The sequence below is a fragment of the Spongiactinospora sp. 9N601 genome (assembly GCF_044326295.1).
In the GTDB taxonomy this organism is placed as follows: Bacteria; Actinomycetota; Actinomycetes; order Streptosporangiales; family Streptosporangiaceae; genus Spongiactinospora; species Spongiactinospora gelatinilytica.
In genome coordinates this window covers 658,666-678,074 of sequence record NZ_JBIRBB010000001.1, presented here as the reverse complement: position 1 = coordinate 678,074, position 19,409 = coordinate 658,666, and the positions used below count along the sequence as shown (strand labels likewise).

Sequence of the window (19,409 nt, the reverse complement as noted above, 5' to 3'; positions counted from 1 at the left end):
TTTTACGGGCCCAATACAGCAGACTGTGTTCCGTGGGTGCATCGGTGCTGCCAAGTGGGTCGCCATCGGTAGACCAGGTGGCGGACCTCGTCGCGAAGGGAAGAGAGCGCGGAAGTGTCACTGTCGATGACGTGGCCGCCGCGCTCGATCGATCCGAGCTGCCGTCAGACGCGCTGGAGCGCGTCGTCCGGATGCTCGCCGAGCAAGGGGTGGAGGTCCTTGAGCCGCAGGGCGATGAGGAGACCGCTCGGGTCGATGAGGAAGACGCCGGCAAGCGGGCGCCGACCAGCGATCTCGTGCGCATCTACCTGCGCGAGATCGGCAGGGTGCCCCTGCTGACGGCTGAGGAGGAGGTGGAGCTCGCCAAGTCCATCGAGGCCGGCCTGTTCGCCGAGGAGAAACTGGCCGGTGGCGTGCTGCGGCTCGCCCATCCGGAGTTCCAGGAGCTGGTGTGGGACGGCAACCGGGCCAAGCAGCGGCTGATCGAGGCCAACCTGCGCCTGGTCGTCTCCATCGCCAAGCGCTACGTCGGGCGCGGCATGCTGTTCCTGGACCTCATCCAGGAGGGCAACCTGGGCCTGATCCGCGCGGTGGAGAAGTTCGACTACACCAAGGGCTACAAGTTCTCCACCTACGCCACCTGGTGGATCCGCCAGGCCATCACGCGCGCGATCGCCGACCAGGCCCGTACCATCCGCATCCCGGTGCACATGGTGGAGACGATCAACAAGCTGGTGCGCGTGCAGCGCCAGCTCCACCAGGACCTCGGCCGCGAGCCCGCGCCCGAGGAGATCGCGCTGGAGATGGACCTCCCGGTCGATCGGGTCGTGGAGATCCAGCGGATCGCCCAGGAGCCGGTCTCCCTGCAGTCGCCGATCGGCGAAGAGGACTCCGACCTCGGCGACTTCATCGAGGACGCCGACGCGGTGGTGCCGATGGAGGCCGCCGCGTTCATCATGTTGCAGGACCAGCTCGACGACATCCTGGCGACCCTGTCGGAGCGCGAGCAGCGCATCATCCAGTTGCGGTTCGGCCTGTCCGACGGCCATCCGCGCACGCTGGAGGAGGTCGGCAGGGAGTTCGGGGTGACCAGGGAGCGCATCCGCCAGATCGAGTCCAAGACGCTCGCCAAGCTGCGTCACCCGACCAGGGCGCAGATGCTCCGCGACTATCTCGACTGACCGCTCGGCCGGCGCTCAAGGGCGCACGATCGCACAACTGAACATATCAACAGGAATGCCTCTACCCATCGGCCGGGCGGAGCCCGCAGCAGGCCCCAGAGCGCGTTTCTTGATCACCACAATTCAATGGGATAACACCCCAGGGGTGTTCACTCAGGACATAACACCGCAAACTAAATGAATGGAGGCGCGGCCCTCGGCTGACGACGCCGCGCTCGGGCGCGAGGCACTCTCCGTGCTCGACGCGAACTGGACGGGCGCGGCCACGGTGCCCGCCCCCGGGCTCTATCCGCACCAGTGGAGCCTCGACTCCGCCTTCGTGACGATAGGGCTGGCCAGGACCAACCCCGAGCGGGCCAAGGCCGAGCTGGCGGGGCTGCTCGGCGGCCAGTGGCGGACCGGCATGGTCCCGCACATCCTCTTCCGCACGGCGGGCGGCTACTTCCCCGGGCCCTCGGTCTGGCGCTCCCACGAGCACGCCGCCGCGCCGCGCCACGTGGCCACCTCGGGGCTGACCCAGCCGCCGCTCCAGGCCCTGGCGGCCTGGTGGATCTGGCGGTACGCGACCGGGCGCGAGGCGGCGGACGCGTTCGTGCGGCGGCTCTACCCCTCGCTGGCGGCCCAGCACCGCTACCTGGAGACGGCCCGCGACCTCGGCGGGGCGGGGCTGGCGGCGATCGTCCACCCGTGGGAGTCGGGGATGGACGACAGCCCGCTGTGGGACGAGCCGCTCGCCGCGCTGCCCGCCGTGCGGTACGCCTACCACCGCGAACTCCTGCCGGGCAGGCACCCGGACAACCACCACGACAGATACGTGTCGCTGGCCCTGGGCTACCGCGACTCCGGATACGATCCGGCCTACCTGCGCCAGGAGCACCCGTTCGCGATCGAGGACCCGATGTTCAACGGGATCTGGCTGGCCTCCTGCGAGGCGCTGGCCGAGCTGGCGCCGGTGGCGGGCGCCGACCCGCGCCCGCAGCGGGAGGCGGCCGAACGGATCAGGACGGCCATGACGGCCCGCCTGTGGGACCCCTGGGACGGCCTGTACTACGCCAGGGACCTGCGGACGGGGACGCCGATACCCATGGCCTCGGTCGGGTCCTTCACGCCGCTCGTGGACCCGTACCTGCCCACCGACCGGGTGCGGACTCTGGTGACCACGCTGGAGTCGGGCAGGTTCATGGGTGCGGCCGGATACCCCGTGCCGAGCATCGACATCCGGGCCGCGCAGTTCGACCGCTCCCGCTACTGGCGCGGTCCCTCGTGGGTGAACACCAACTGGCTGCTGCGGCACGCGGCGCTCGGGCACGGGCTGGTCGACCTGGCCCAAGCCCTCACCGCCTGCACGCTGCGCCTGGTACGGCAGGCGGGCTTTCGCGAGTGCTTCGACCCCTTCGACGGCAGCGGCCGGGGCTGCCGCGACTTCTCCTGGTCGGCCGCCCTGACCTTGGACCTGCTGGCGGACGCCGACTCGCGGGAGCCCGGCGCGCACCCGGCGGCCGGACCCCAGGCCGGATCGGTGGCCCGGGCGCGGCCGGGTACTTTTGGGGCATGAGGTTCCCCATCGGCGCGCGCCGCCTGCCGCCCGGCGTCGAGGTCGATCCCCGCGACCGCGTACTCGCCCACGCCGGGACCGCCGACGACGAAGGGCACGATAACGGGCACGTGGTGGCGACCGACCGCGCGCTCTACCTGCCCGGCGGCACCCGCCTGCCCTGGTATCTCATCGACCGCGGCGAGTGGGACGAGGCGGGGCTGCGCCTGCTCACCACCGACGGGGCCAGGCACGTGCTCAGGGTGCCCGAGCCCGGCCGCCTGCCCGATGTGGTCAGGGAGCGGGTGACCTGGTCGATCCTGGTCAGCAGGCACGTGACGCTGCCCGGCCGCGGCGGTGTCCGGCTGGTCGCCCGCCGGGTGCCCGACCAGGAGCAGCCGGCCTGGGAGTTCGTCTTCGACGAGGGTCTCGACCCCGACGACCCGGGGCTGCGGGCGCTCGCCGAGCAGGCGCTGGAGAGCCTGCGCCGCAGCTACGGCATCTGACCGCGGCCCGGGCCGCCCCGGTTGACCGGGTGCGACTCCTGGTTCCAGACGTCGCTGGTGTCGTCTTCCTTGTGCAGGAACGGCACCCGGTCGCCGAGCATGTCTCCCGCCTTGCTCCTGGCCGCCCCGGCGGCCTGTGAGACCCGCGCGCCGAACAGGCCCGCGGCCTCCTGGACCGCCGGGCTGTCCACGACTCGCTGCGCGGTCCGTTTGATCTGCTCGTAACGCTCTCGCCCGGCCCGGCTGCCCAGGATGTATCCCACGGCCAGCCCGATGGCGAACATCGCCCGATATCGCACCTGTCCCACCTCCGCCTGTCGTAGATCCCCCGCTACCCCGCTATCGGGCTCCCTACCCCGTCGGATGGTTGGAGCACGCACCCGCGGATGTGCGCTAATCTAGACCCGCGCGCTGCGGACGGAGCCGAAAGGCCCGGCAGATCCACAGGTGCGTGCGCGGTCCCGCGTAGCTCAATCGGCAGAGCGTCCGGCTGTTAACCGGCAGGTTACAGGTTCGAGTCCTGTCGCGGGAGCCACGAGAAAGGCCCTCGGGGTGACCCTGGGGGCCTTTTCGCTTGCGCCGGCGCGGGCGGCGGGCGGCGGGGGCTCAGATCAGGCGGCGGGCTCCGGCCGAGGGCACTGCGGGCAGGAAACGAGGGGCGGCCCAGTCGCGCTCGCCGTACGCGGCCGTCACGCTGTCCTGTACGGCCTGGAGGCGGGGGGTCGGCACCAGGGCGATGACCGAGCCGCCGAAGCCGCCTCCGGTCATTCTGGCCCCGCGAGCGCCACCGCGCACGGCCGCCTCCACCGCCACGTCCAGCTCGGCGCAGGAGACCTCGTACTGGTCGCGCAGCGACAGGTGCGAGGCGTTCAGCAGCGCGCCGACCTGCTCGACCGCCCCGGCGCGGAGCAGCCCCACGACGGCCTCCACCCGGTGGTTCTCCGTCACCACGTGCTGGACCCTGGCCCGTTCGTCGCCGCTCAGCGTGCTCAGGGCCGCCGCGAGGTCGCTCACGTCGCGCAGCGCCGCGACGCCGAGCCGCTTGGCGGCGCTCTCGCAGTCGGCCCGCCGCCGCGCGTACTGGCCGTCGGCCAGCTCGTGGTGGACACCGGTGTCGATGATCAGCAACGTCAGGTCGTGCGCGGCCACGTCGAGCGGGATCGTGCGGCTGCCCAGGCTCCGGCAGTCCAGGAACAGCGCGCGGCCCTCCGCGCCGAGCGCGGAGGCGGCCTGGTCCATGATCCCGCAGGGCATGCCGACGAAGTCGTTCTCCGCCCGCCGCGCGGCCACCGCCAGGTCCATCCGGCCCAGACCGAGCGCATAGAGGTCGTTCAGGGCGAAGGCCACGGCGACCTCCAGCGCGGCGCTCGACGACAGACCGGCCCCGGCCGGTACGTCGCCGTCGATCGCGATGTCGGCCCCGCCCACGGCGTGCCCGCCCGCGCGCAGCGCCCAGAACACGCCCGCCGGGTAGCGCGCCCACCCCGCGGCCCGCTCAAGGGCGTCCAGCGTGACGGGCTCGGCGCCGGCCTGGAGGGACAGCAGCCGCACCACGCCGTCGTCGCGGCGGGAGGCGGCGGCGTTCACCCCCCATGGCAGCGCGAAGGGCAGCACGAGGCCGTCGTTGTAGTCGGTGTGCTCGCCGATCAGGTTGACCCTGCCGGGCGCGTGCCAGACGCCCTCGGGGGCCGTGCCGTACGCATCGCGGAAGGCGTCGACAACGCGCATGGGCGCACACTCCTCCAAGTCAGGGAAACCTGACGTAGGTTAGCGTGCCGTGGACATCACCCCGCTGACCAGCGTCGCCGACGAACGGCTGGGCGGCGTGCGGTTGCTGCTCAAGCGCGACGACCTGATCGACCCGGAGATCATCGGCAACAAGTGGCGCAAACTACGGCACAACCTGGCCGGGCTGCGCCCCGGCCGGCCGCTGCTCACCTTCGGCGGGGCCTACTCCGGGCACCTCCGCGCGGTCGCCGCCGCCGGCAGGCGGCTCGGAGTGCCCACGATCGGCGTGGTCAGGGGCGAGGAACGGCTGCCGCTCAACCCCTCCCTGGCCCTGGCCGCGACCTGCGGCATGCGGTTGCGCTACCTGGACCGTACGACCTACCGGGCCAAGCACACCCCAGAGGTGATCGCCGCCCTGCGCGCCGAACTCGGCGACTTCCACCTGATCCCCGAGGGCGGCAGCAACGCGGCCGGGGTCCGCGGCTGCGCCGAGCTGCCCGCCGAGATCACCACCGGCTACGACGTCATCTGCTGCCCGGTGGGCACCGGCGGCACGCTCGCCGGGATCGCGGCCGGCCTGCCGCCCGGCCGCCGCGCGCTCGGCTTCGCCGTGCTCAGGGGCGCGGGCTACCTGGCGGGCGAGGTGGCCCGGTTGCAGCGCGAGGCGTACGGCGAGCCGACCGCCAACTGGGATCTCGACCTGGACCACCACTTCGGCGGCTACGCCCGGGTGCCGCCCGGGCTGGAGGCGTTCGCGGCCGGCTTCGAGGACCGGCACGGGCTGGAGGTCGAGCGGATCTACGTGGCCAAGATGCTGTACGGCATCTACGAGCGGGCCAGCGCCGGCCGCTTCCCGCCCGGCACGCGGGTGGTCGCGGTGATCACCGGAAGGCGCTCGCTGCCTCAGCCCTCCACGCCGGTCGCCCCGTGCGCGGCGCCCACCGGCTTGGACTCGGGCGATCCGCGCTGACGCAGGTAGATCGACAGCGCCACCATCGAGGCGACCGCCAGCATCTCCGACTGCCAGTTCTGCAGTGTGCGGTTCCAGAATTCGGGCGACAGCATGTACGCGCCCCAGTCGAGCGGGTCGCTGAGCCGACTCAGCCGCTCGCCGTTGAAGGCGGCGAGCCCCGCGACCGACTGGCCCAGCCAGGACAGCACGAAGATCAGGCCCATCGCGATGCCGAGCGAGTTGGCGTACAGCACGTGCGCGAGCCCGCGCGAGCGGGCGAACCGGGAGGAGCCCTCGTCGGCGTACCGGCCCACGCCCTGCTCCCGGTCGGACTCCCTGCCCTCCTGGCCGGGCGGCTTGGACTCCGGCGACCCCCGCTGCACCAGCCACACGGTGACCAGGATGAACGCCAGGAACTGCAGGTACTCCGACTGCCAGTTCTCCGCCACGTCCACCGCGTACTCGGAGGAGGTCACATAGGCCGCCGGCGAGATCGGCTCGCCGCCGCCGGTGATCTGCCGCTGGTTGTAGTCGGCCGCGCCCGCGAACGCCTGGCCGACCAGCGAGGCGAGGAAGGCCAGCAGGAAGAACAGGGCGAGCGCGTTGTCACGGATGAAACGGGTCATCTGCCGCCCCTCACCTGTGCAGCAGCCCGGCGGTGCAGAACCACGCCAGGCCCACGACGATGATCGTCAAGGTCGCGTAGAAGACGAACCGCACGGCCTCACGCCTCCACTTCGCAGTCGTAGGGGCCGGGCGGGTCGGGGCGGCAGCCCGCGCCCCTGACCAGCCAGCCCCTGGCGAATCTGTGCAGGAAGACCGTGTCGGTGGTGAGGCGTACCTGGGCCTCGTCACCCCACACCGAGACCTGCCTGACCGTGCCCCCGCCGGGCAGCCCGAGCCGCAGTACGGCACTCGCGCAGCCGCCCTCCTCCTCGGCCAGCGACTCGGCCGCCTCGGGGGCGAGCAGCGCGCACGCCGCCGCGCCCTGCCCGTCGCGCACCGCGTCCAGGAACCGGGCGGCGGCGGCCTGTGCGGGCCCCGCCCCCGCGGGAGCCGCGCAGCCGCAGGCGGCCACCAGCGCGGTGGCGCAGACGATCAGCGGCACTCTCATGGCGTGGCCCTACCCAGGACGGCGGCGCTTATGGGTCCCGGCAAAAGGGGTGGTTTTGCCATGTTTCACCGGAATCCGCGATCATTGCGGCATGGCGCTGTTCGATATGCCCCTCGCCGACCTGCGGGACTTCATGCCGCCGCGCGCCGAGCCCGAACGGTTCGACGAGTTCTGGCAGAAGACCCTGGAACAGGCCAGGGCGCATCCGCTGGACCCCGTGCTCACCCCGCAAGATGTCCCGCTCGACCTGGTGGACGTCGCCGAAGTGACCTTTTCCGGATACGGCGGGCACCGCATCGGCGGGTGGTTCGTCCGGCCCCGGGACTCGGCCGGACTGCTGCCCTGCGTGGTGCGCTATCTGGGGTACACGATGGGCCGGGGGCACGCCCACGAGTGGCTGGCGTACCCGGCGGCCGGGTTCGCCACGCTGGTGATGGACACCCGGGGGCAGGGCGGCGGCTCGGGCGTCCCCGGATACACGCCCGACCCGGCGGGGAGCGGTTCACCGGAGGTCCCCGGCTTCCTCACCAGGGGCCTTTCCGCGCCGGAGGACTACTACTACCGCCGCGTCTACGTGGACGCGGTGCGCGCCGTGGAGGCCGCGGCCGTCCTGCCGGGCGTGGACGCCACGCGGATCATCATCGCCGGGGGGAGCCAGGGCGGCGGCATCGGGCTCGCGGTGGCCGGGCTGGTGCCGGAGATGGTGATCGGCGCACTGCTCGACGTGCCGTCCCTGGTCTGCTTCCGGCGGGCGACCGAGATCAGCAACGTGGGCTCGCGCGCGGAGATCACCGAGTACCTGCGCACGCACCGGCGCGACGTGGAGGAGGTGTTCGGCGTGCTCGGGTACTTCGACGGGATGCACTTCGCGGCCCGCGCCACCGTCCCGGCCCGGTTCTCCGTCGCGCTGATGGACCAGATCTGCCCGCCCTCGACGGTGTTCGCCGCCTACAACCACTACGCGGGGCCGAAGGAGATCCGGGTCTGGCCCTACAACGGGCACGAGGGGGGCGGCGGCGAGCAGGAGGCGGAGAACCTGGCGGCGGCCCGCCGCCTCGCCTTCGGCGACCCCGCCACACGCTGAGCGCCGGGCCCGCGGCGGGGCCCTGGGGCGGGAGACCGTGTGGGGGCCGCGTCCGGAGCCGGCTCCGGACGGCACGCCGGTACGGGCCGCGGGCCGGCCCTTCCGGCGGGACCACACACGATCTCCACCCCTTTTGGTACTGCATCCCTTTCCGTTATGTAATACGGCGGGTGGGTCAGGTGGGGATTCACCCCGTTGTCATGGAGGTCGCGGCAGGGTAGGAGTTGACCTCATGGAGGTCAATCAAGCACGGTCCGTGACGGAGACAGGACGACGCCGCTGGGCCGCGCTCGGCGTTGGCTTGATCGCGTCCTTCATGACCCTGCTCGACGTCAGCATCGTCAACGTCGCGCTGCCGTCCATCCGCCAGGCCCTGCACGCCCCGGAGAGCGCGTTGCAGTGGATCGTGTCCGGCTACGCGCTGGCGTTCGGGCTGACGCTCGTGCCCGGCGGGCGGCTGGGCGACGCGCGCTCCCGCAAGACGATGTTCATGACCGGGCTCGTGGTGTTCATCACGGCCAGCGCGGCGGCCGGGCTGGCCCGCGACGTCTGGTGGCTGGTGACCGCCCGGTTCCTGCAAGGGATGGCCAGCGGGCTGATCAACCCGCAGATATCCGGGCTGATCCAGCAGTTGTTCCGCGGGGCCGAGCGGGGCAAGGCGTTCGGGTCGCTGGGCACCACGGTCGGCATCGCCACCGCGGCGGGGCCGGTGCTCGGCGGCCTCATCCTCGGCGTGGCCGGTACCGAGGAGGGCTGGCGCTGGGTGTTCTACGTGAACGTCCCGGTGGGCCTGCTGGCGCTCGCGCTGGCCAGGCACCTGTTCCCGGCCGGGGAGACCAAGCGCTGCGAGAGCCTGGACCCGATCGGCATCGTGCTGCTGGGCTGCGGGGTGGGCTCCCTGCTGCTGCCGTTCGCCCAGGCCAGGGAGTGGCACAGCCCCGCCAAGTGGCTGCTGCTGCCGCTGGCCGCGGCGCTGCTCACCGCCTTCGTCCTCTGGGAGCGCCGCTACGCCCGGCGGGCCACCCCGCTGGTGAACCTCTCGCTGTTCACCAAGCGCTCCTACGCCCTCGGCGCGGCGCTCATCCTGCTCTACTTCGCGGGCTTCACGGCGATCTTCTTCACCTTCACCCTCTACCTGCAGAGCGGGCTCGGCTTCAGCCCGCTGGCGGCCGGGCTGGCGATCACGCCGTTCGCGCTCGGGTCGGGCGTGGCCTCGATGGTGGGCGGGCGGATCGTCTCCCGTTACGGCCGCACCCTGGTCGCCGTCGGCCTGTGCCTGGTGCTGACCGGGCTGCTCGGCACGCTGGTGGCCGTACAGCTCGCGACCGGGCCCGACGTGGCCTACGCGATGGCCGCGCCGCTGCTGGTCGGCGGTGTGGGCAGCGGCCTGGTCGTCTCGCCCAACGCGACGATCACGCTGTCGGAGGTGCCGGTCGCGGGCGGCGGGAGCGCCGCGGGCATGCTCCAGACCGGGCAGCGGATCGGCGCGGCGTTCGGCGTGGCGGCGGTGGGCTCGCTGTTCTTCGCCACGGTGGCCTCGACCGGGGGCGACTGGGCCTCGGCCTTCGAGCACGCGCTGCTCATGCTGTGCGTCTTCGTGCTGGCCGCGCTCTGCCTGGCGGTGGCCGACCTGGTGAAGGGACGGCGTGCCGAACACTCGCCGGAACACCCACAGGAGGAGCAGCGCGGCGCCCACTCGCCGGAACGGCCCGGCGGCCATCCCCGGCCCGGCGAGTGACCCGGCGTGACGGCGTACGGCCCGCGGTCAGGTGTACGGCGGGCGGCTACTGGCCCTGGCGGGACAGCCGGTCGAAGAGGTCGAGCGCCGCCTGGCGCACCGGGGCGGGCGTGAGCCCCTGCAACACATCTCTGGCCTGCGGGATCGTGCGCGTGGTGGCGCACGTGATGGCCACCGACGCGGCGGCGGCCTGGTCGAGCGAGCCGGCGGGCAGCTTGTCGGCCATCTCCCGGGCGCTGGAGGCGAGGTCGAGGTTGTCCCTCATCGGCGGGGTGGTCATGGGCCCTCCTTGACTTGCGGCGGCTCAGGGCCATTGTCGGCCACACGGGTCCTTCCAGGATGACGCACCCCTGCGGAGCGAGGCGTCACCGGTGCCTGTTCTGGCGCATCCGCGCCCCAACGGGCGAACCCGCACCCGGCCGGGTGCGGGTCCGCGCCAGGGCTCATCAACGTGTGGGGGTCATGGTAGCCCTGTGTTACACCTGTTGCCAGAGGGAGGGTGCGTTGGGCGGCTCCCAGCCGGTCAACGCGGTGTGTCCCTGAACGCACCGGTAGGTCGAGCCACCGTAGGTGACCGTGCTGCCGGGCTGGTAGTTGGTCCCGACGGCCCAGGTGCCGCCAGGGGTCGTCGGCTCATCGGTGGGCGTGGGGGTGGGGTCGGGCGTCGGCTGGGGGCCGCCGGGACCGACCTGCAGGTCGACGCAGGCGTAGAAGGCGTTGCCGGTGTCGTAGACGTTCCAGACCGCCAGCAGCTTGATCCGGCCGGTCCTGCCGCCCAGGTTCACGTTGTGCGAGAACGTGGCGGGGGCCTGCCTGCCGTTGTCGTTGAACGAGGCGATGCGGGTGCCACCGATGAAGTACTCCCACGTGCTCGTCCGGTGCTGGGCCGTGATCTTCCAGGTCAGCGAGACGTTGTTGCCGACGGAGGTAGCGGGCCAGGCCCTGCTCTCGTCATCGAGCTGGCTGAATCGTCCTACGCCGCCGCTGCAACTGCGCAGCCCCTTGGGGCCTTCGACGCTCTGCGGCTCGTAGATGATGGGCCCGCAGTTCGAGACGCGGCCTTGCGCGCACATCGCCTGGCGGCTGGGCGGGTTGGAGATGTAACCGTGCGCCATGGCCGGCTGTGCGATGAAGACCGTCGAGCCGATGGCCATGATCGCCGCGGCCAGTAACGTGATCGTTCTTCGCATGTAGTGCTCCTTTATGGCTGGGGTAAGCTAAACATAAAGGAAAGTTTCCTAACAGTAAATCCCTTGGCAACCGAATTTCGCGGCGTCTGTCAAGATTTCCGTACGTGTCCGGCCGCGGCCGGCCGTTCCGGGCCGGCGTTCCAGTTGTAGATGCGGACCGTGCGGTCGCCGTGCCAGGTCTCGGTGTGGTCCAGCCGGAAGCCCAGCCCTTCCGCGATCCGCCACGACGCCGTGTTCGGCTCCTGCACCAGGCACCACAGTTCGGTCAGCCCCAGGTCCCGCCCGGCGTGCTCGAAGACCGCGCGGGCCGCCTCCTTGGCCAGCCCCTGACCCCAGTACGGCCGGGCGAACCGCCAGCCGATCTCGACCCGCCCGTTCTCCCACGGGGCCAGGCCGCAGTCGCCGACCACCTGCCCGTCCGCCGCGCGCACCACCGTATAGAGGGTGAACCCCCGCTCGGCCAGGCAGTCGATCTTGCGTTTCTGCTGCCCGCGAATGCGTTCCGCACTCCACGGCTCGCCGTCGGCGATGTAGCGCACGGCCTCGCGGTCGGCGAACAGATCCACGAAGAAACCCAGGTCGGCGGGCTCCGGCGCGCGAAGGATCAGTCGTTTCGTGGACAACGGCAGCGGCATTTCCGGCACCCTCCTGGTTTCCCCCGACCCCCTGGTACGGCATTCGGTCCGGGCGAGCGGGAGAATACGGCAATGCCCGACCAGCGACGAACGATTCGCCCGGATTTTGCTACCAAGCCCACGCTCGACGGCGAACTGGTGACGCTCCGCCCGCTCAGCGTGGACGATCTGCCCGCGCTGCTGCCGATGCTCAAGGACCCCGAGGTGGCCCGGCTGACCGGCAGCCACGCGACGGACTTCGACGACGAGCGGCTGCGGGCCTGGTACGCCACGCGCGCCGACCAGGACGACCGGCTGGACCTCGCCGTGGTGGAGCGGGCGACCGGGCGCTGCGTCGGCGAGATCGTGCTCAACCAGTGGGACGAGGGCAACGAGAGCTGCAACTTCCGGGTCGCCTTCGTGCCCGAGGCCGTCGGCAGGGGCCTCGGCACCGAGGCGGCCCGGCTGATCGTCGGCTACGGGTTCGAGAGGCTCGGCCTGCACCGGATCTGGCTGGAGGTGTACGCGTTCAACCCGCGGGCCCGCCGCTCCTACGAGAAGGTGGGGTTCGTCGCCGAAGGCATGCTGCGTGACGCCCTGCTCTGGGAGGGCGAGCGGGTGGACGCCACGGTGATGTCGATCCTCGCGCCGGAGTGGGCGCGGCATCGCGGCCGGCCCGCCGTGCCTGCCGGCACGGCCGGAGGCCGGCGGTGACGGAGATCGTCGAACGGCACCGCGCGCTGCTCGGCCGGTTGCTGCCCGGCGACGACCTCGGCGGGCTCGACGTCCGCGAGGGGCAGTTCCACCATGTGGTGATCGGCACGGCCCGGGTGGTGTGCCTGCCCCGCACTCCGGCGGCGGCGGCCCGGCTGCCCGCCCGCGCCGCCGTACTGCGCGCGCTGGCCCGCTTCGGCCTCGGCTTTCGCACCCCCGTCCCGCTGCCGCCCGCCTCGGACGGGACGCGGTACCTGGTGCTGGACCGGATCCCCGGAACGCCGCTGCCGGACGGCGAGCCCGGCGACCCCCGGACCGCGGCGGCGATGGCGGGGCAGTACGCGGCGGTGCTCGCCGGGCTGGCCAGGGCGGGAACCGACCCGGACGTGCGCGAGGCGTTGCCGCACCAGGAACCGGACCGCTGGCGGAGGTTCGCGGACGATGTGCGCGCCGAGTTGTACCCGCTCATGTCGGGCCAGGGACGGCGGCGCGCGGAACGCGAACTCACGCCGCTCGCCGGCCTGCCCCACCTCACCGCGGCTGTGGTCCACGGCGACCTCGGCGCGGCCAACGTGCTGTGGGAGGTCACCGGGGGAGTGCCGCGCCTGGCCGGGATCGTCGACTGGGACGAGGCCGGGCTGGGCGACCCAGCGGAGGACCTGGCCGCCATCGCCGCGAGCCACGGAACGGGCCTGCTGGAGCGGATCATCGCCCTGACGGGCGGGCCCGGCGACGCGCTGCGGGCCAGGGCCGACGTCATCCGCGGCACCTTCGCCCTGCAACAGGCGCTGTCGGCGCACCGCGACGGGGACGCCGCGGAGCTGGCCGACGGCCTGGCCCGTTACCTCTGATCGCCGCCCCGCCGGATCGCCCGGACGAAGGCCGCCCACTCGCCCGGAGTGAACAGCAGGCCGGGGCCGCCGGGATCTTTGCTGTCGCGGACGGCGACGACGCCCGGCAGCATGGCGACCTCCACGCAGTCGTCGCCGGTGCCCGAACTGCGGGTGCTCTTGCGCCACCGCGCGGTGGTGAGGTCCATTCGTCAGCCCTCCAGGCGATCGACCAGGTCGGAGAGGTACGCGATCGAGGCGTCGGCGCTCAGCGCCGAGTCGCTGAGGTGCCGGAACATCAGCCGGAACCGGTCGAGCTCACCGGTCTCCTCAAGATAGAGCCCGTCGGCGGGCGTCTCCAGATAGACGATGCTGCGGTCGGTGGGATCGGGGAAGTCGAGGATCACGAACTGCCCGGCCAGCCCCGCGTGCGGGCCCGCCGACATCGGCAGGACCTGTAGCTTGACGTGGGACAGCGGGCTGGTGTCGATCAGCCGGCGCAACTGCCGCTCGTGGACCTGGGGCAGGTGGACCGTGCGCAGCAGGGCGGCCTCGTCGATGACCGCCCACAGCCTGGTCGGGTCGTCCTTCTCCAGGATGCGCTGGCGCTCCATGCGGGCGGCCACCCGGCGCTCGACCTCCGCCGGGTCGCGGACACTGGCCGCCCGGGTGATCGCGCGCGCGTAGTCGGGGGTCTGCAACAGGCCGGGGATGAGCCCGAGCTGGTAGGAGCTGATCGCCGCCGCCTCGGCCTCCAGCCCGACGTACGGGCCGCGGAAGACGTCTCGGTAGACCGTCCACCAGGCGGGGTGACGCGCCTCGCGGGCGAGCGTGACCAGGCCGTTCACCACCTGCTCGTCCTCGACTCGGTAGGCCGCGCACAGGACCCGGATCACGTGGACGTCCGGCCGCCTGGTCAGGCCGTTCTCCAGCCGCGAGATCTTCGACGTCGACCATTCGAGCTCGTCCGCGGCCTGCTGGATGGTCATCCCCGCGGCGTCGCGCAGCCTGCGCATCTCACGGCCTAGCCGGCGCAGGCGCAGGGTCGGGCTTCGATCTCCATCGCTCATCGGACACCTCCGAGGAAACCCCCACCTTCAGGCAGACGAGGAATCGGGCCCCTGGGCAGCAGGCCTGGTACGGGCGCACGCTGGTGGTGGCCGGCCGCTGGTTCCCCTCTTCCAAGCCGTGCTCGGCGTGTGGATCCCTGCAAGAGAAGATGCCGCTGAACGTCCGCGAATGGGAGTGCTCCTGCGGGGCCGTCCGTGATCGGGGCGTCAACGCGGCCAAGAACATCCTCGCCGCCGGGCTGGCGGAGAGCTGAAACGCCTGTGGAGCTGGTGTAAGTCCTCAAGGGGAGTCCTCCTCGGCGGGCGGTCGGCGGTGAAGCAGGAATCCCCCTCCTTTCAGGGAGGGGAGGAGTCAAGCGGTCTTCCTTCCTTGGGCAGGTGGTGCGGGTCTCACCGATCGGGGGATCGGCCAGGCCCGTGAACGCATGATGACTCTGAGTATATGACCTCGCGCTCTTCGTGACCGATGCGTTGCCCGGACCAGGAGGGCGCGAGGAGAGGCGCCGGTCGTACGGCCCGGTGCGGTGGTGCCTGCTGGACCACCGCTCGGGGCGGCTGTCAGGATGGCGGGGTGACTTCGTGTCTGTCCTCCACGCGCCTGGCCCGGGCCGCCGTCTTCGCGGCGGTCTGCGTCATGGTCTCGGTGGGCGGGCACGCCTTCGCCGGGGGCGGGTTCGTCGCCCCCGGGGTGCTCGCGGCGGGCGCGGCGGGCGCGTTCGCGCTGGCATGGGTGCTGAGCGGTCGCGAGCGCGGCCTCGGCGTCGTGCTGGGCGCGACGATCGCGGCGCAGATCGTGCTGCACGAACTCTTCGACCGGGCGCCGCTCCCCGCCGATCCGCCGCCTGTCCCGCTCGGGGTTCCCGGCGGATGGCATCACCACCCCGGTGGCGGGATGACCGCCGCCCATCTCGTGGTCGCCCTGCTCACCGGGTGGTGGCTGTATCGGGGCGAGAGCGCCCTGTGGCTGATGGCGCGGCTGTGGGGGATGCCCGTCCCGCCCGTGCCCGGCCGGCTCGCGCTCACCGTGCCGTGCCCGCAGGTCGGGCCGGTACGGCCGGCCGTGCCGTCCGACGCGCCCGCGCCGATCGGCGCCCTGGACGTCGCCGCGCCGATCCACCGGCGCGGCCCTCCGGCGCGCCGCCACGCCGGCCGGACCGCCCCGCTGGTCTTCGCGACGCGGGGGTGACGGCCGCCGGCGTGCCCGGATCGCGCCGGGCCGCGGAAGTGTGCCCCGGGCGCGGTCTTCGTGCCGTACGTCCGAAAGGCCCGGAATTCCGGGCCGTCGTCCTAGATGGAGAAAACGATGGCAATCGTGCCGCGTTTCGCGCGCAGTGGCCTCGCGGTGGTGCTCGGCTGCGCGTTGTTCCTCGCCCTCACCGCCGTCGCCGCCCCCGGCGCGCTGGCCCACGACCGGCTCAAGAGCAGCTCGCCCGCCAAGGACGCCAAGGTGTCGGAGCTGAAGGAGGTCGAGCTGGAGTTCACCTCCAACGTCAAGTTCCCCGTGGTCGTCCTGCGCGGGCCGGGGGACAAGGCGGTGAAGGTCGACAAGCCGGAGACCGGGGACCAGAAGGTCACCACCGCCGTGCCCGGGCCGCTGGAGTCCGGCCGCTACGTGATCGCCTGGCGGGTGGTCTCGTCGGACGGCCACCCGATCGAGGGCGAGATCCCCTTCGAACTGACCGCCCCGGCGCAGGAGAGCGCCGAGCCCAGCGATGAGCCCACCAGCGAGCCCACCGCCGAGCCTTCTTCTGGGCCCGCCACCGAGCCCGCCTCGCCGGTCGCGGCGTCCGGCGACGACACGGGCGGTCAGGGGGGCACTCCCGGCTGGATCTGGCTCGCGGTGGCCGCGGTCGTCGTGGTCGGCGGCGGTGTGTGGCTGGCGATCGGCCGCAAGCGCCCGGACGAGGCAGGGTGACCTGGTAGTCCGCCTGGTGTGATCGCACCCGATGCGCATCCGACTCCGGAACGTGATGTGAAGCCACTTCCCAAGCCTTTTGATACGTGGTGCCATACGTTCCGGGGCGGACGCACAGGGGCGGGGAAATGTCGGATCAGGCCGGCCGGACCGTTTTCATCGGTGTCATCGCATTGATCATTGCCATCCTGGCCTGGCTGTTACCCGGCCCTTTTCACATTAACGACCGGCCCACCGGCCGAGCCCGACCGGGAACCTGAGCCGGAACCCGAGCCCGGCCCGGTGTCCTCCGCGCGCGCGGCCGGCTTCCCCGGCCAGGTCCAGGTGCCTCCCGGGGCCACCCTGACGGTCTACCGCCATCCCCGGCTCGCCGCGCCCGTCATGGGCCATCTCCAGAACGGCTCCATGATCCGCATTCTGTGCACCGCGCAGGGCGACACGGTGCTGGGCGGCAACGGAGTGTCCAGCAGCCTGTGGAATGGCATAAATGGTGGCTTCGTGCCGGACGTCTTCATCTATACGGGAACGGACCAGGCGACGATGCCCAATTGCCCGCCCTGACGCGCCCCGTGCCGGGGACACCGCCCGGCAGGTTTGCCGCACACTTCCGCGTGGAATCCGATGGTGTGGAGTCAATGGTGAAAATCGCACTCATCGGGGCCGGGAGCCGCTGCTTCGGGCCCGCCACGCTGCGCGACGTATTCCTGTCCGAGCCGCTTTCCGCGCTGCCGCTCGAAGTCCGCCTGATGGACCTCGACTCCGCCGCCCTGGAACGCGCCCTCGGCTACGCCCGCCACCTGAACGACCGGCTCGGCCGCGGGCACCGGATCTCGGCCACCGCCGACCTGGACACCGCGGTCCAGGGCGCGGACTTCGTGATCACCGCGTTCGAGCATCGCCGCGAGCACTACTGGGCGATGGACTTCCACGTGCCGCGGATGTACGGGTTCAAGCAGCCCTACGGCGAGAACGGCGGCGTCGGCGGCATCTTCCACACGCTGCGCAACCTCCCGCCGATGATGGAGGTCGCGCGGGCGATCGAGCGGCTGGCCCCCGGCGCGTGGCTGCTCAACTACACCAACCCGGAGAACCGCCTGGTCGAGGCGGTCTCATCGCTGACCGGCGTCAAGGCGGCGGGGCTGTGCCACGGCATCGTCACCGGACGCCGGCAGGTCTGCCGGCTGCTCGGGCTCGCCGATGAGCACCTGGAGGCGTGGGCGGCGGGCATCAACCACTTCACCGTCTTCGAGTCGCTGCGCGACCGCCGTACCGGCGAGGACCTGTACCCGCGGCTGCGCGAGACCGAGGCGCGCGGCGACGAACTCGCCCGCTGGCAGGAACTCGCCCTCGGCCGGATCATCCTGCGCCGCTTCGGCCGCTGGCCCTCGCCCAGCTCCAACCACTACGGGGAGTACCTGGCGTGGGGGCACGACTTCGTGCTCTCCGGCGTCCAGTACTACTACGACCCCGCCCGCGGCCACCCCTGGGAGACGGGCGAGCCGCCGAAGTTCATCTATGAGCTGACCGACCACCACACCGGCGGACCATGGCCGGGCCCACCGAAGGAGCGGCCCGGGGAGCCGGACGACCCGCGCGAGGCCCCGCTCGAACCGTCGATCGAGTTCGGCATCCCCGTCATCGAGGGGCTGACCTGCGAGGAACGAATGATCGACGCGGTGAACGTCGTCAACGGCGGGGCCATTCCCAACCTGCCGGCCGACTCGGTGGTGGAGGTCCCGGCCGTGGCCGGCGCGGGCGGCATCCGGCCGCGCCGGATGAGCCCGCTGCCCGAGGCGCTGGCGGCCCTGCTGCGCACCCAGCTCTCCATCCACAAACTGATCATCGAGGCGTACCGGGAGCGGTCGAAGGACGCCCTGCTGCAGGCGGTGCTGCTCGACCCGGTGGTCGACTCCTACCCGCGCGCCGTGGCCATGACCGATCACCTGCTCGACCTGCAAAAGGACGTCCTGCCCCCGCTCCGGTAGCCCTCGCCCGCTGCTCGACCTCCGGTGACAAGGGCCGGATAGTGCCCCCGGGAGGCGGTATGGAAGACGAGCGGCGCGCGCCGGCCGATGATCTGCGGCGGCTGGTCGGCGGCCGGTCGCTCGATCCGCTGGAGATCCTGTTCGAGGCCGGTCCGGAGGGCGGGCGGCTGCGGGCGCTGCTCGCGGACCACAGCGCGACCTGGGCGGACGTACTGCTCGGCGACGACGACGAGGCGGCCGAGCTGCCGGCGATCCGCCTGATCGCCGCGCTCTATCCCGGCGACGCGCCGTTCGACCCCCGCCGCGCTGGTGGGCGACCCCGCTGGGCCGCGCGGTCGCCAGGTGGGCCGGTCACCCGGGCGCGTCGGCCGTCCCGGCCTCGGTCGCCGCCGCGATGCTCGGCATCACCCGCCAGGGCGTACACGACCTGGTACGTCGGGGCAAGCTCGACCGCGACGCCACCGGGTCGGTCACCACCGCCTCCATCCGCGCCCGGCCGGCCCGGATCGGGCGGGTTCGCGGCCAAGGTGAGGAGGGTCCGTGTACAGCGATGCGAGCTTGACCGTGATGCCACCGGGTCGGTCACCACCGCCTCCATCCGCGCCCGGCCGGCCCGGATCGGGCGGGTTCGCGGCTAAGATGAGGACGCCTCCGTCTCGTCCATCGAGGAGCACCCGATGAGCCCGCCCGGTCTGCGCCGGATGCGCGCCGACGCCCGCCGCAACTACGAGTCGCTGCTGGCCACCGCGCACGCCATGTTCAGCGAACACGGCACGGACGCCTCCCTGGAGGAGATCGCCCGCCGCGCGGGGCTGGGCATCGGCACCCTCTACCGGCACTTCCCGACCCGCGAGGCACTGCTCGAAGCACTGCTGCACGACCGCATGGAAGGTCTCGCGGCCGAGGCCGGCGCGCTGCTCGCCGACCCCTCGCCGCGCGCCGCGCTGTGGCGCTGGCTCACCGCCTTCACCGAACGCGCATTCATCTACCGTGGCCTGCCCGCATCCGTGATGGCCACCCTCCGGGACGAGACCTCGGAGCTGGCCGCCTGCTGTCATCGCCTGAACACCGCGGGCGCGGCGTTGATCCGCCACGCCCAGGACGCCGGGGAGATCCGCGCCGACGTCGCCCCGGCCGATGTCATGGCCATGGCCGGCGCCATCGCCTGGGTGGGCGAGCAGACCCCGGACGACCCCGAGCGGCGCTCGCGGCTGCTCACCCTGCTCGCCGACGGGCTCACCACCGGCGCCTGAC

Annotated in this window: 23 protein-coding genes, 1 tRNA gene and 1 pseudogene; 16 read left to right on the top strand and 9 right to left on the bottom strand. The window is 72.2% G+C overall.

All coding sequences use genetic code 11. From position 1 onward, the window contains the following. Positions 1–77 precede the first annotated feature (77 nt). From rpoD to ACH34R_RS02965, 3 genes are all read left to right on the top strand, one after another. Complete coding sequence (gene rpoD, locus ACH34R_RS02975) at positions 78–1,181, top strand: RNA polymerase sigma factor RpoD (RefSeq protein WP_397559723.1); 1,104 nt, start codon at positions 78–80, stop codon at positions 1,179–1,181. Between the two features lie 181 nt (positions 1,182–1,362). Beyond that, positions 1,363–2,736: an amylo-alpha-1,6-glucosidase gene (locus ACH34R_RS02970; RefSeq protein ID WP_397559722.1), complete on the top strand. Its 1,374-nt coding sequence runs from the start codon at positions 1,363–1,365 to the stop codon at positions 2,734–2,736. Further along, positions 2,733–3,221 (top strand): hypothetical protein, encoded by a 489-nt coding sequence (locus ACH34R_RS02965; protein WP_397559721.1) that lies wholly within the window; start codon positions 2,733–2,735, stop codon positions 3,219–3,221. The genes ACH34R_RS02970 and ACH34R_RS02965 overlap by 4 nt, the downstream gene beginning before the upstream one ends. Here ACH34R_RS02965 and ACH34R_RS02960 read toward each other — a convergent pair. Then, the gene (locus ACH34R_RS02960; RefSeq protein WP_397559720.1) at positions 3,209–3,520 is read right to left on the bottom strand and encodes a YtxH domain-containing protein; all 312 of its coding nucleotides are present in this window, start codon (positions 3,518–3,520) and stop codon (positions 3,209–3,211) included. The genes ACH34R_RS02965 and ACH34R_RS02960 overlap by 13 nt on opposite strands. Before the next feature lie 160 nt (positions 3,521–3,680). On the opposite strand from ACH34R_RS02960, the gene ACH34R_RS02955 reads away from it, so the two are divergent. Further along, a tRNA-Asn gene (locus ACH34R_RS02955) sits at positions 3,681–3,756 on the top strand. A gap of 71 nt (positions 3,757–3,827) precedes the next feature. Here the strand turns inward: ACH34R_RS02955 and galK are convergent. Further along, positions 3,828–4,949 carry a galactokinase gene (gene galK, locus ACH34R_RS02950; protein ID WP_397559719.1) on the bottom strand — a complete coding sequence of 374 codons (1,122 nt, stop codon included), beginning with the start codon at positions 4,947–4,949 and terminating at the stop codon, positions 3,828–3,830. A 49-nt stretch (positions 4,950–4,998) separates the two neighbouring features. On the opposite strand from galK, the gene ACH34R_RS02945 reads away from it, so the two are divergent. Continuing rightward, positions 4,999–5,919, top strand: a complete 921-nt coding sequence (locus ACH34R_RS02945; protein WP_397559718.1) for a 1-aminocyclopropane-1-carboxylate deaminase/D-cysteine desulfhydrase — start codon at positions 4,999–5,001, stop codon at positions 5,917–5,919. Here ACH34R_RS02945 and ACH34R_RS02940 read toward each other — a convergent pair. Continuing rightward, entirely contained in the window at positions 5,853–6,527 is a 675-nt protein-coding gene (locus ACH34R_RS02940) for a DUF6766 family protein (protein ID WP_397559717.1), read from the bottom strand. The genes ACH34R_RS02945 and ACH34R_RS02940 overlap by 67 nt on opposite strands. A 98-nt stretch (positions 6,528–6,625) precedes the next feature. Next, entirely contained in the window at positions 6,626–7,015 is a 390-nt protein-coding gene (locus ACH34R_RS02935; RefSeq protein WP_397559716.1) for a hypothetical protein, read from the bottom strand. A 91-nt stretch (positions 7,016–7,106) separates the two neighbouring features. Here ACH34R_RS02935 and ACH34R_RS02930 point away from each other — a divergent pair, with 91 nt between their 5' ends. Both ACH34R_RS02930 and ACH34R_RS02925 read left to right on the top strand, forming a co-directional pair. After that, positions 7,107–8,099, top strand: a complete 993-nt coding sequence (locus ACH34R_RS02930; RefSeq protein WP_397559715.1) for an acetylxylan esterase — start codon at positions 7,107–7,109, stop codon at positions 8,097–8,099. 256 nt (positions 8,100–8,355) lie between these two features. Continuing rightward, positions 8,356–9,837, top strand: a complete 1,482-nt coding sequence (locus ACH34R_RS02925) for an MFS transporter (RefSeq protein ID WP_397559714.1) — start codon at positions 8,356–8,358, stop codon at positions 9,835–9,837. 46 nt (positions 9,838–9,883) lie between these two features. Here the strand turns inward: ACH34R_RS02925 and ACH34R_RS02920 are convergent, their stop codons facing one another. The 3 genes from ACH34R_RS02920 to ACH34R_RS02910 form a co-directional block, all read right to left on the bottom strand. Continuing rightward, positions 9,884–10,117, bottom strand: coding sequence for a hypothetical protein (locus ACH34R_RS02920; protein WP_397559713.1), 234 nt, complete (start codon positions 10,115–10,117; stop codon positions 9,884–9,886). Between the two features lie 196 nt (positions 10,118–10,313). Then, positions 10,314–11,027, bottom strand: coding sequence for a lytic polysaccharide monooxygenase (locus ACH34R_RS02915; protein WP_397559712.1), 714 nt, complete (start codon positions 11,025–11,027; stop codon positions 10,314–10,316). Positions 11,028–11,116: 89 nt separating this feature from the next. Then, positions 11,117–11,662, bottom strand: coding sequence for a GNAT family N-acetyltransferase (locus ACH34R_RS02910; protein WP_397559711.1), 546 nt, complete (start codon positions 11,660–11,662; stop codon positions 11,117–11,119). Positions 11,663–11,734: 72 nt separating this feature from the next. Between ACH34R_RS02910 and ACH34R_RS02905 the strand changes: the two genes are divergently transcribed. After that, the gene (locus ACH34R_RS02905) at positions 11,735–12,355 is read left to right on the top strand and encodes a GNAT family N-acetyltransferase (RefSeq protein WP_397559710.1); all 621 of its coding nucleotides are present in this window, start codon (positions 11,735–11,737) and stop codon (positions 12,353–12,355) included. A gap of 5 nt (positions 12,356–12,360) precedes the next feature. After that, positions 12,361–13,206, top strand: a complete 846-nt coding sequence (locus ACH34R_RS02900; protein ID WP_397559799.1) for a phosphotransferase family protein — start codon at positions 12,361–12,363, stop codon at positions 13,204–13,206. Here ACH34R_RS02900 and ACH34R_RS02895 read toward each other — a convergent pair. Together ACH34R_RS02895 and ACH34R_RS02890 are read right to left on the bottom strand one after the other, a co-directional pair. Beyond that, positions 13,197–13,394, bottom strand: coding sequence for a DUF397 domain-containing protein (locus ACH34R_RS02895; protein WP_111166467.1), 198 nt, complete (start codon positions 13,392–13,394; stop codon positions 13,197–13,199). The two genes, ACH34R_RS02900 and ACH34R_RS02895, sit on opposite strands and share 10 nt — an antisense overlap. 3 nt (positions 13,395–13,397) lie before the next feature. Further along, positions 13,398–14,255 (bottom strand): helix-turn-helix domain-containing protein, encoded by an 858-nt coding sequence (locus ACH34R_RS02890; RefSeq protein ID WP_397559709.1) that lies wholly within the window; start codon positions 14,253–14,255, stop codon positions 13,398–13,400. 62 nt (positions 14,256–14,317) lie between these two features. Between ACH34R_RS02890 and ACH34R_RS02885 the strand changes: the two are divergent. The 7 genes and pseudogenes from ACH34R_RS02885 to ACH34R_RS02855 all read left to right on the top strand — a co-directional run. Further along, positions 14,318–14,676: pseudogene (locus tag ACH34R_RS02885) on the top strand (zinc ribbon domain-containing protein); the annotation flags it as partial. Positions 14,677–14,826: 150 nt separating this feature from the next. Next, positions 14,827–15,441, top strand: a complete 615-nt coding sequence (locus tag ACH34R_RS02880; protein WP_397559708.1) for an MFS transporter — start codon at positions 14,827–14,829, stop codon at positions 15,439–15,441. A gap of 117 nt (positions 15,442–15,558) precedes the next feature. Then, positions 15,559–16,170, top strand: coding sequence for a copper resistance protein CopC (locus ACH34R_RS02875; protein ID WP_397559707.1), 612 nt, complete (start codon positions 15,559–15,561; stop codon positions 16,168–16,170). 282 nt (positions 16,171–16,452) lie between these two features. After that, positions 16,453–16,731 carry a hypothetical protein gene (locus tag ACH34R_RS02870; protein WP_397559706.1) on the top strand — a complete coding sequence of 93 codons (279 nt, stop codon included), beginning with the start codon at positions 16,453–16,455 and terminating at the stop codon, positions 16,729–16,731. A gap of 74 nt (positions 16,732–16,805) precedes the next feature. Continuing rightward, on the top strand, positions 16,806–18,155 hold the full coding sequence (locus ACH34R_RS02865) for a hypothetical protein (RefSeq protein WP_397559705.1): 1,350 nt from the start codon (positions 16,806–16,808) through the stop codon (positions 18,153–18,155). Between the two features lie 59 nt (positions 18,156–18,214). Then, positions 18,215–18,793, top strand: a complete 579-nt coding sequence (locus ACH34R_RS02860; RefSeq protein WP_397559704.1) for a hypothetical protein — start codon at positions 18,215–18,217, stop codon at positions 18,791–18,793. A gap of 39 nt (positions 18,794–18,832) precedes the next feature. Then, complete coding sequence (locus ACH34R_RS02855; RefSeq protein WP_397559703.1) at positions 18,833–19,408, top strand: TetR/AcrR family transcriptional regulator; 576 nt, start codon at positions 18,833–18,835, stop codon at positions 19,406–19,408. Position 19,409 lies beyond the last annotated feature (1 nt).

Bases quoted from the DNA above. Each gene is read 5' to 3' on its own strand.
- ACH34R_RS02970 (WP_397559722.1), top strand. From the start codon at position 1,363: ATGGAGGCGCGGCCCTCGGCTGACGACGCCGCGCTCGGGCGCGAGGCA.
- ACH34R_RS02965 (WP_397559721.1), top strand. From the start codon at position 2,733: ATGAGGTTCCCCATCGGCGCGCGCCGCCTGCCGCCCGGCGTCGAGGTC.
- galK (WP_397559719.1), bottom strand. From the start codon at position 4,949: ATGCGCGTTGTCGACGCCTTCCGCGATGCGTACGGCACGGCCCCCGAG.
- ACH34R_RS02940 (WP_397559717.1), bottom strand. From the start codon at position 6,527: ATGACCCGTTTCATCCGTGACAACGCGCTCGCCCTGTTCTTCCTGCTG.
- ACH34R_RS02935 (WP_397559716.1), bottom strand. From the start codon at position 7,015: ATGAGAGTGCCGCTGATCGTCTGCGCCACCGCGCTGGTGGCCGCCTGC.
- ACH34R_RS02930 (WP_397559715.1), top strand. From the start codon at position 7,107: ATGGCGCTGTTCGATATGCCCCTCGCCGACCTGCGGGACTTCATGCCG.
- ACH34R_RS02920 (WP_397559713.1), bottom strand. From the start codon at position 10,117: ATGACCACCCCGCCGATGAGGGACAACCTCGACCTCGCCTCCAGCGCC.
- ACH34R_RS02915 (WP_397559712.1), bottom strand. From the start codon at position 11,027: ATGCGAAGAACGATCACGTTACTGGCCGCGGCGATCATGGCCATCGGC.
- ACH34R_RS02910 (WP_397559711.1), bottom strand. From the start codon at position 11,662: ATGCCGCTGCCGTTGTCCACGAAACGACTGATCCTTCGCGCGCCGGAG.
- ACH34R_RS02905 (WP_397559710.1), top strand. From the start codon at position 11,735: ATGCCCGACCAGCGACGAACGATTCGCCCGGATTTTGCTACCAAGCCC.
- ACH34R_RS02895 (WP_111166467.1), bottom strand. From the start codon at position 13,394: ATGGACCTCACCACCGCGCGGTGGCGCAAGAGCACCCGCAGTTCGGGC.
- ACH34R_RS02890 (WP_397559709.1), bottom strand. From the start codon at position 14,255: ATGAGCGATGGAGATCGAAGCCCGACCCTGCGCCTGCGCCGGCTAGGC.
- ACH34R_RS02875 (WP_397559707.1), top strand. From the start codon at position 15,559: ATGGCAATCGTGCCGCGTTTCGCGCGCAGTGGCCTCGCGGTGGTGCTC.
- ACH34R_RS02865 (WP_397559705.1), top strand. From the start codon at position 16,806: ATGGTGAAAATCGCACTCATCGGGGCCGGGAGCCGCTGCTTCGGGCCC.
- ACH34R_RS02860 (WP_397559704.1), top strand. From the start codon at position 18,215: ATGGAAGACGAGCGGCGCGCGCCGGCCGATGATCTGCGGCGGCTGGTC.
- ACH34R_RS02855 (WP_397559703.1), top strand. From the start codon at position 18,833: ATGAGCCCGCCCGGTCTGCGCCGGATGCGCGCCGACGCCCGCCGCAAC.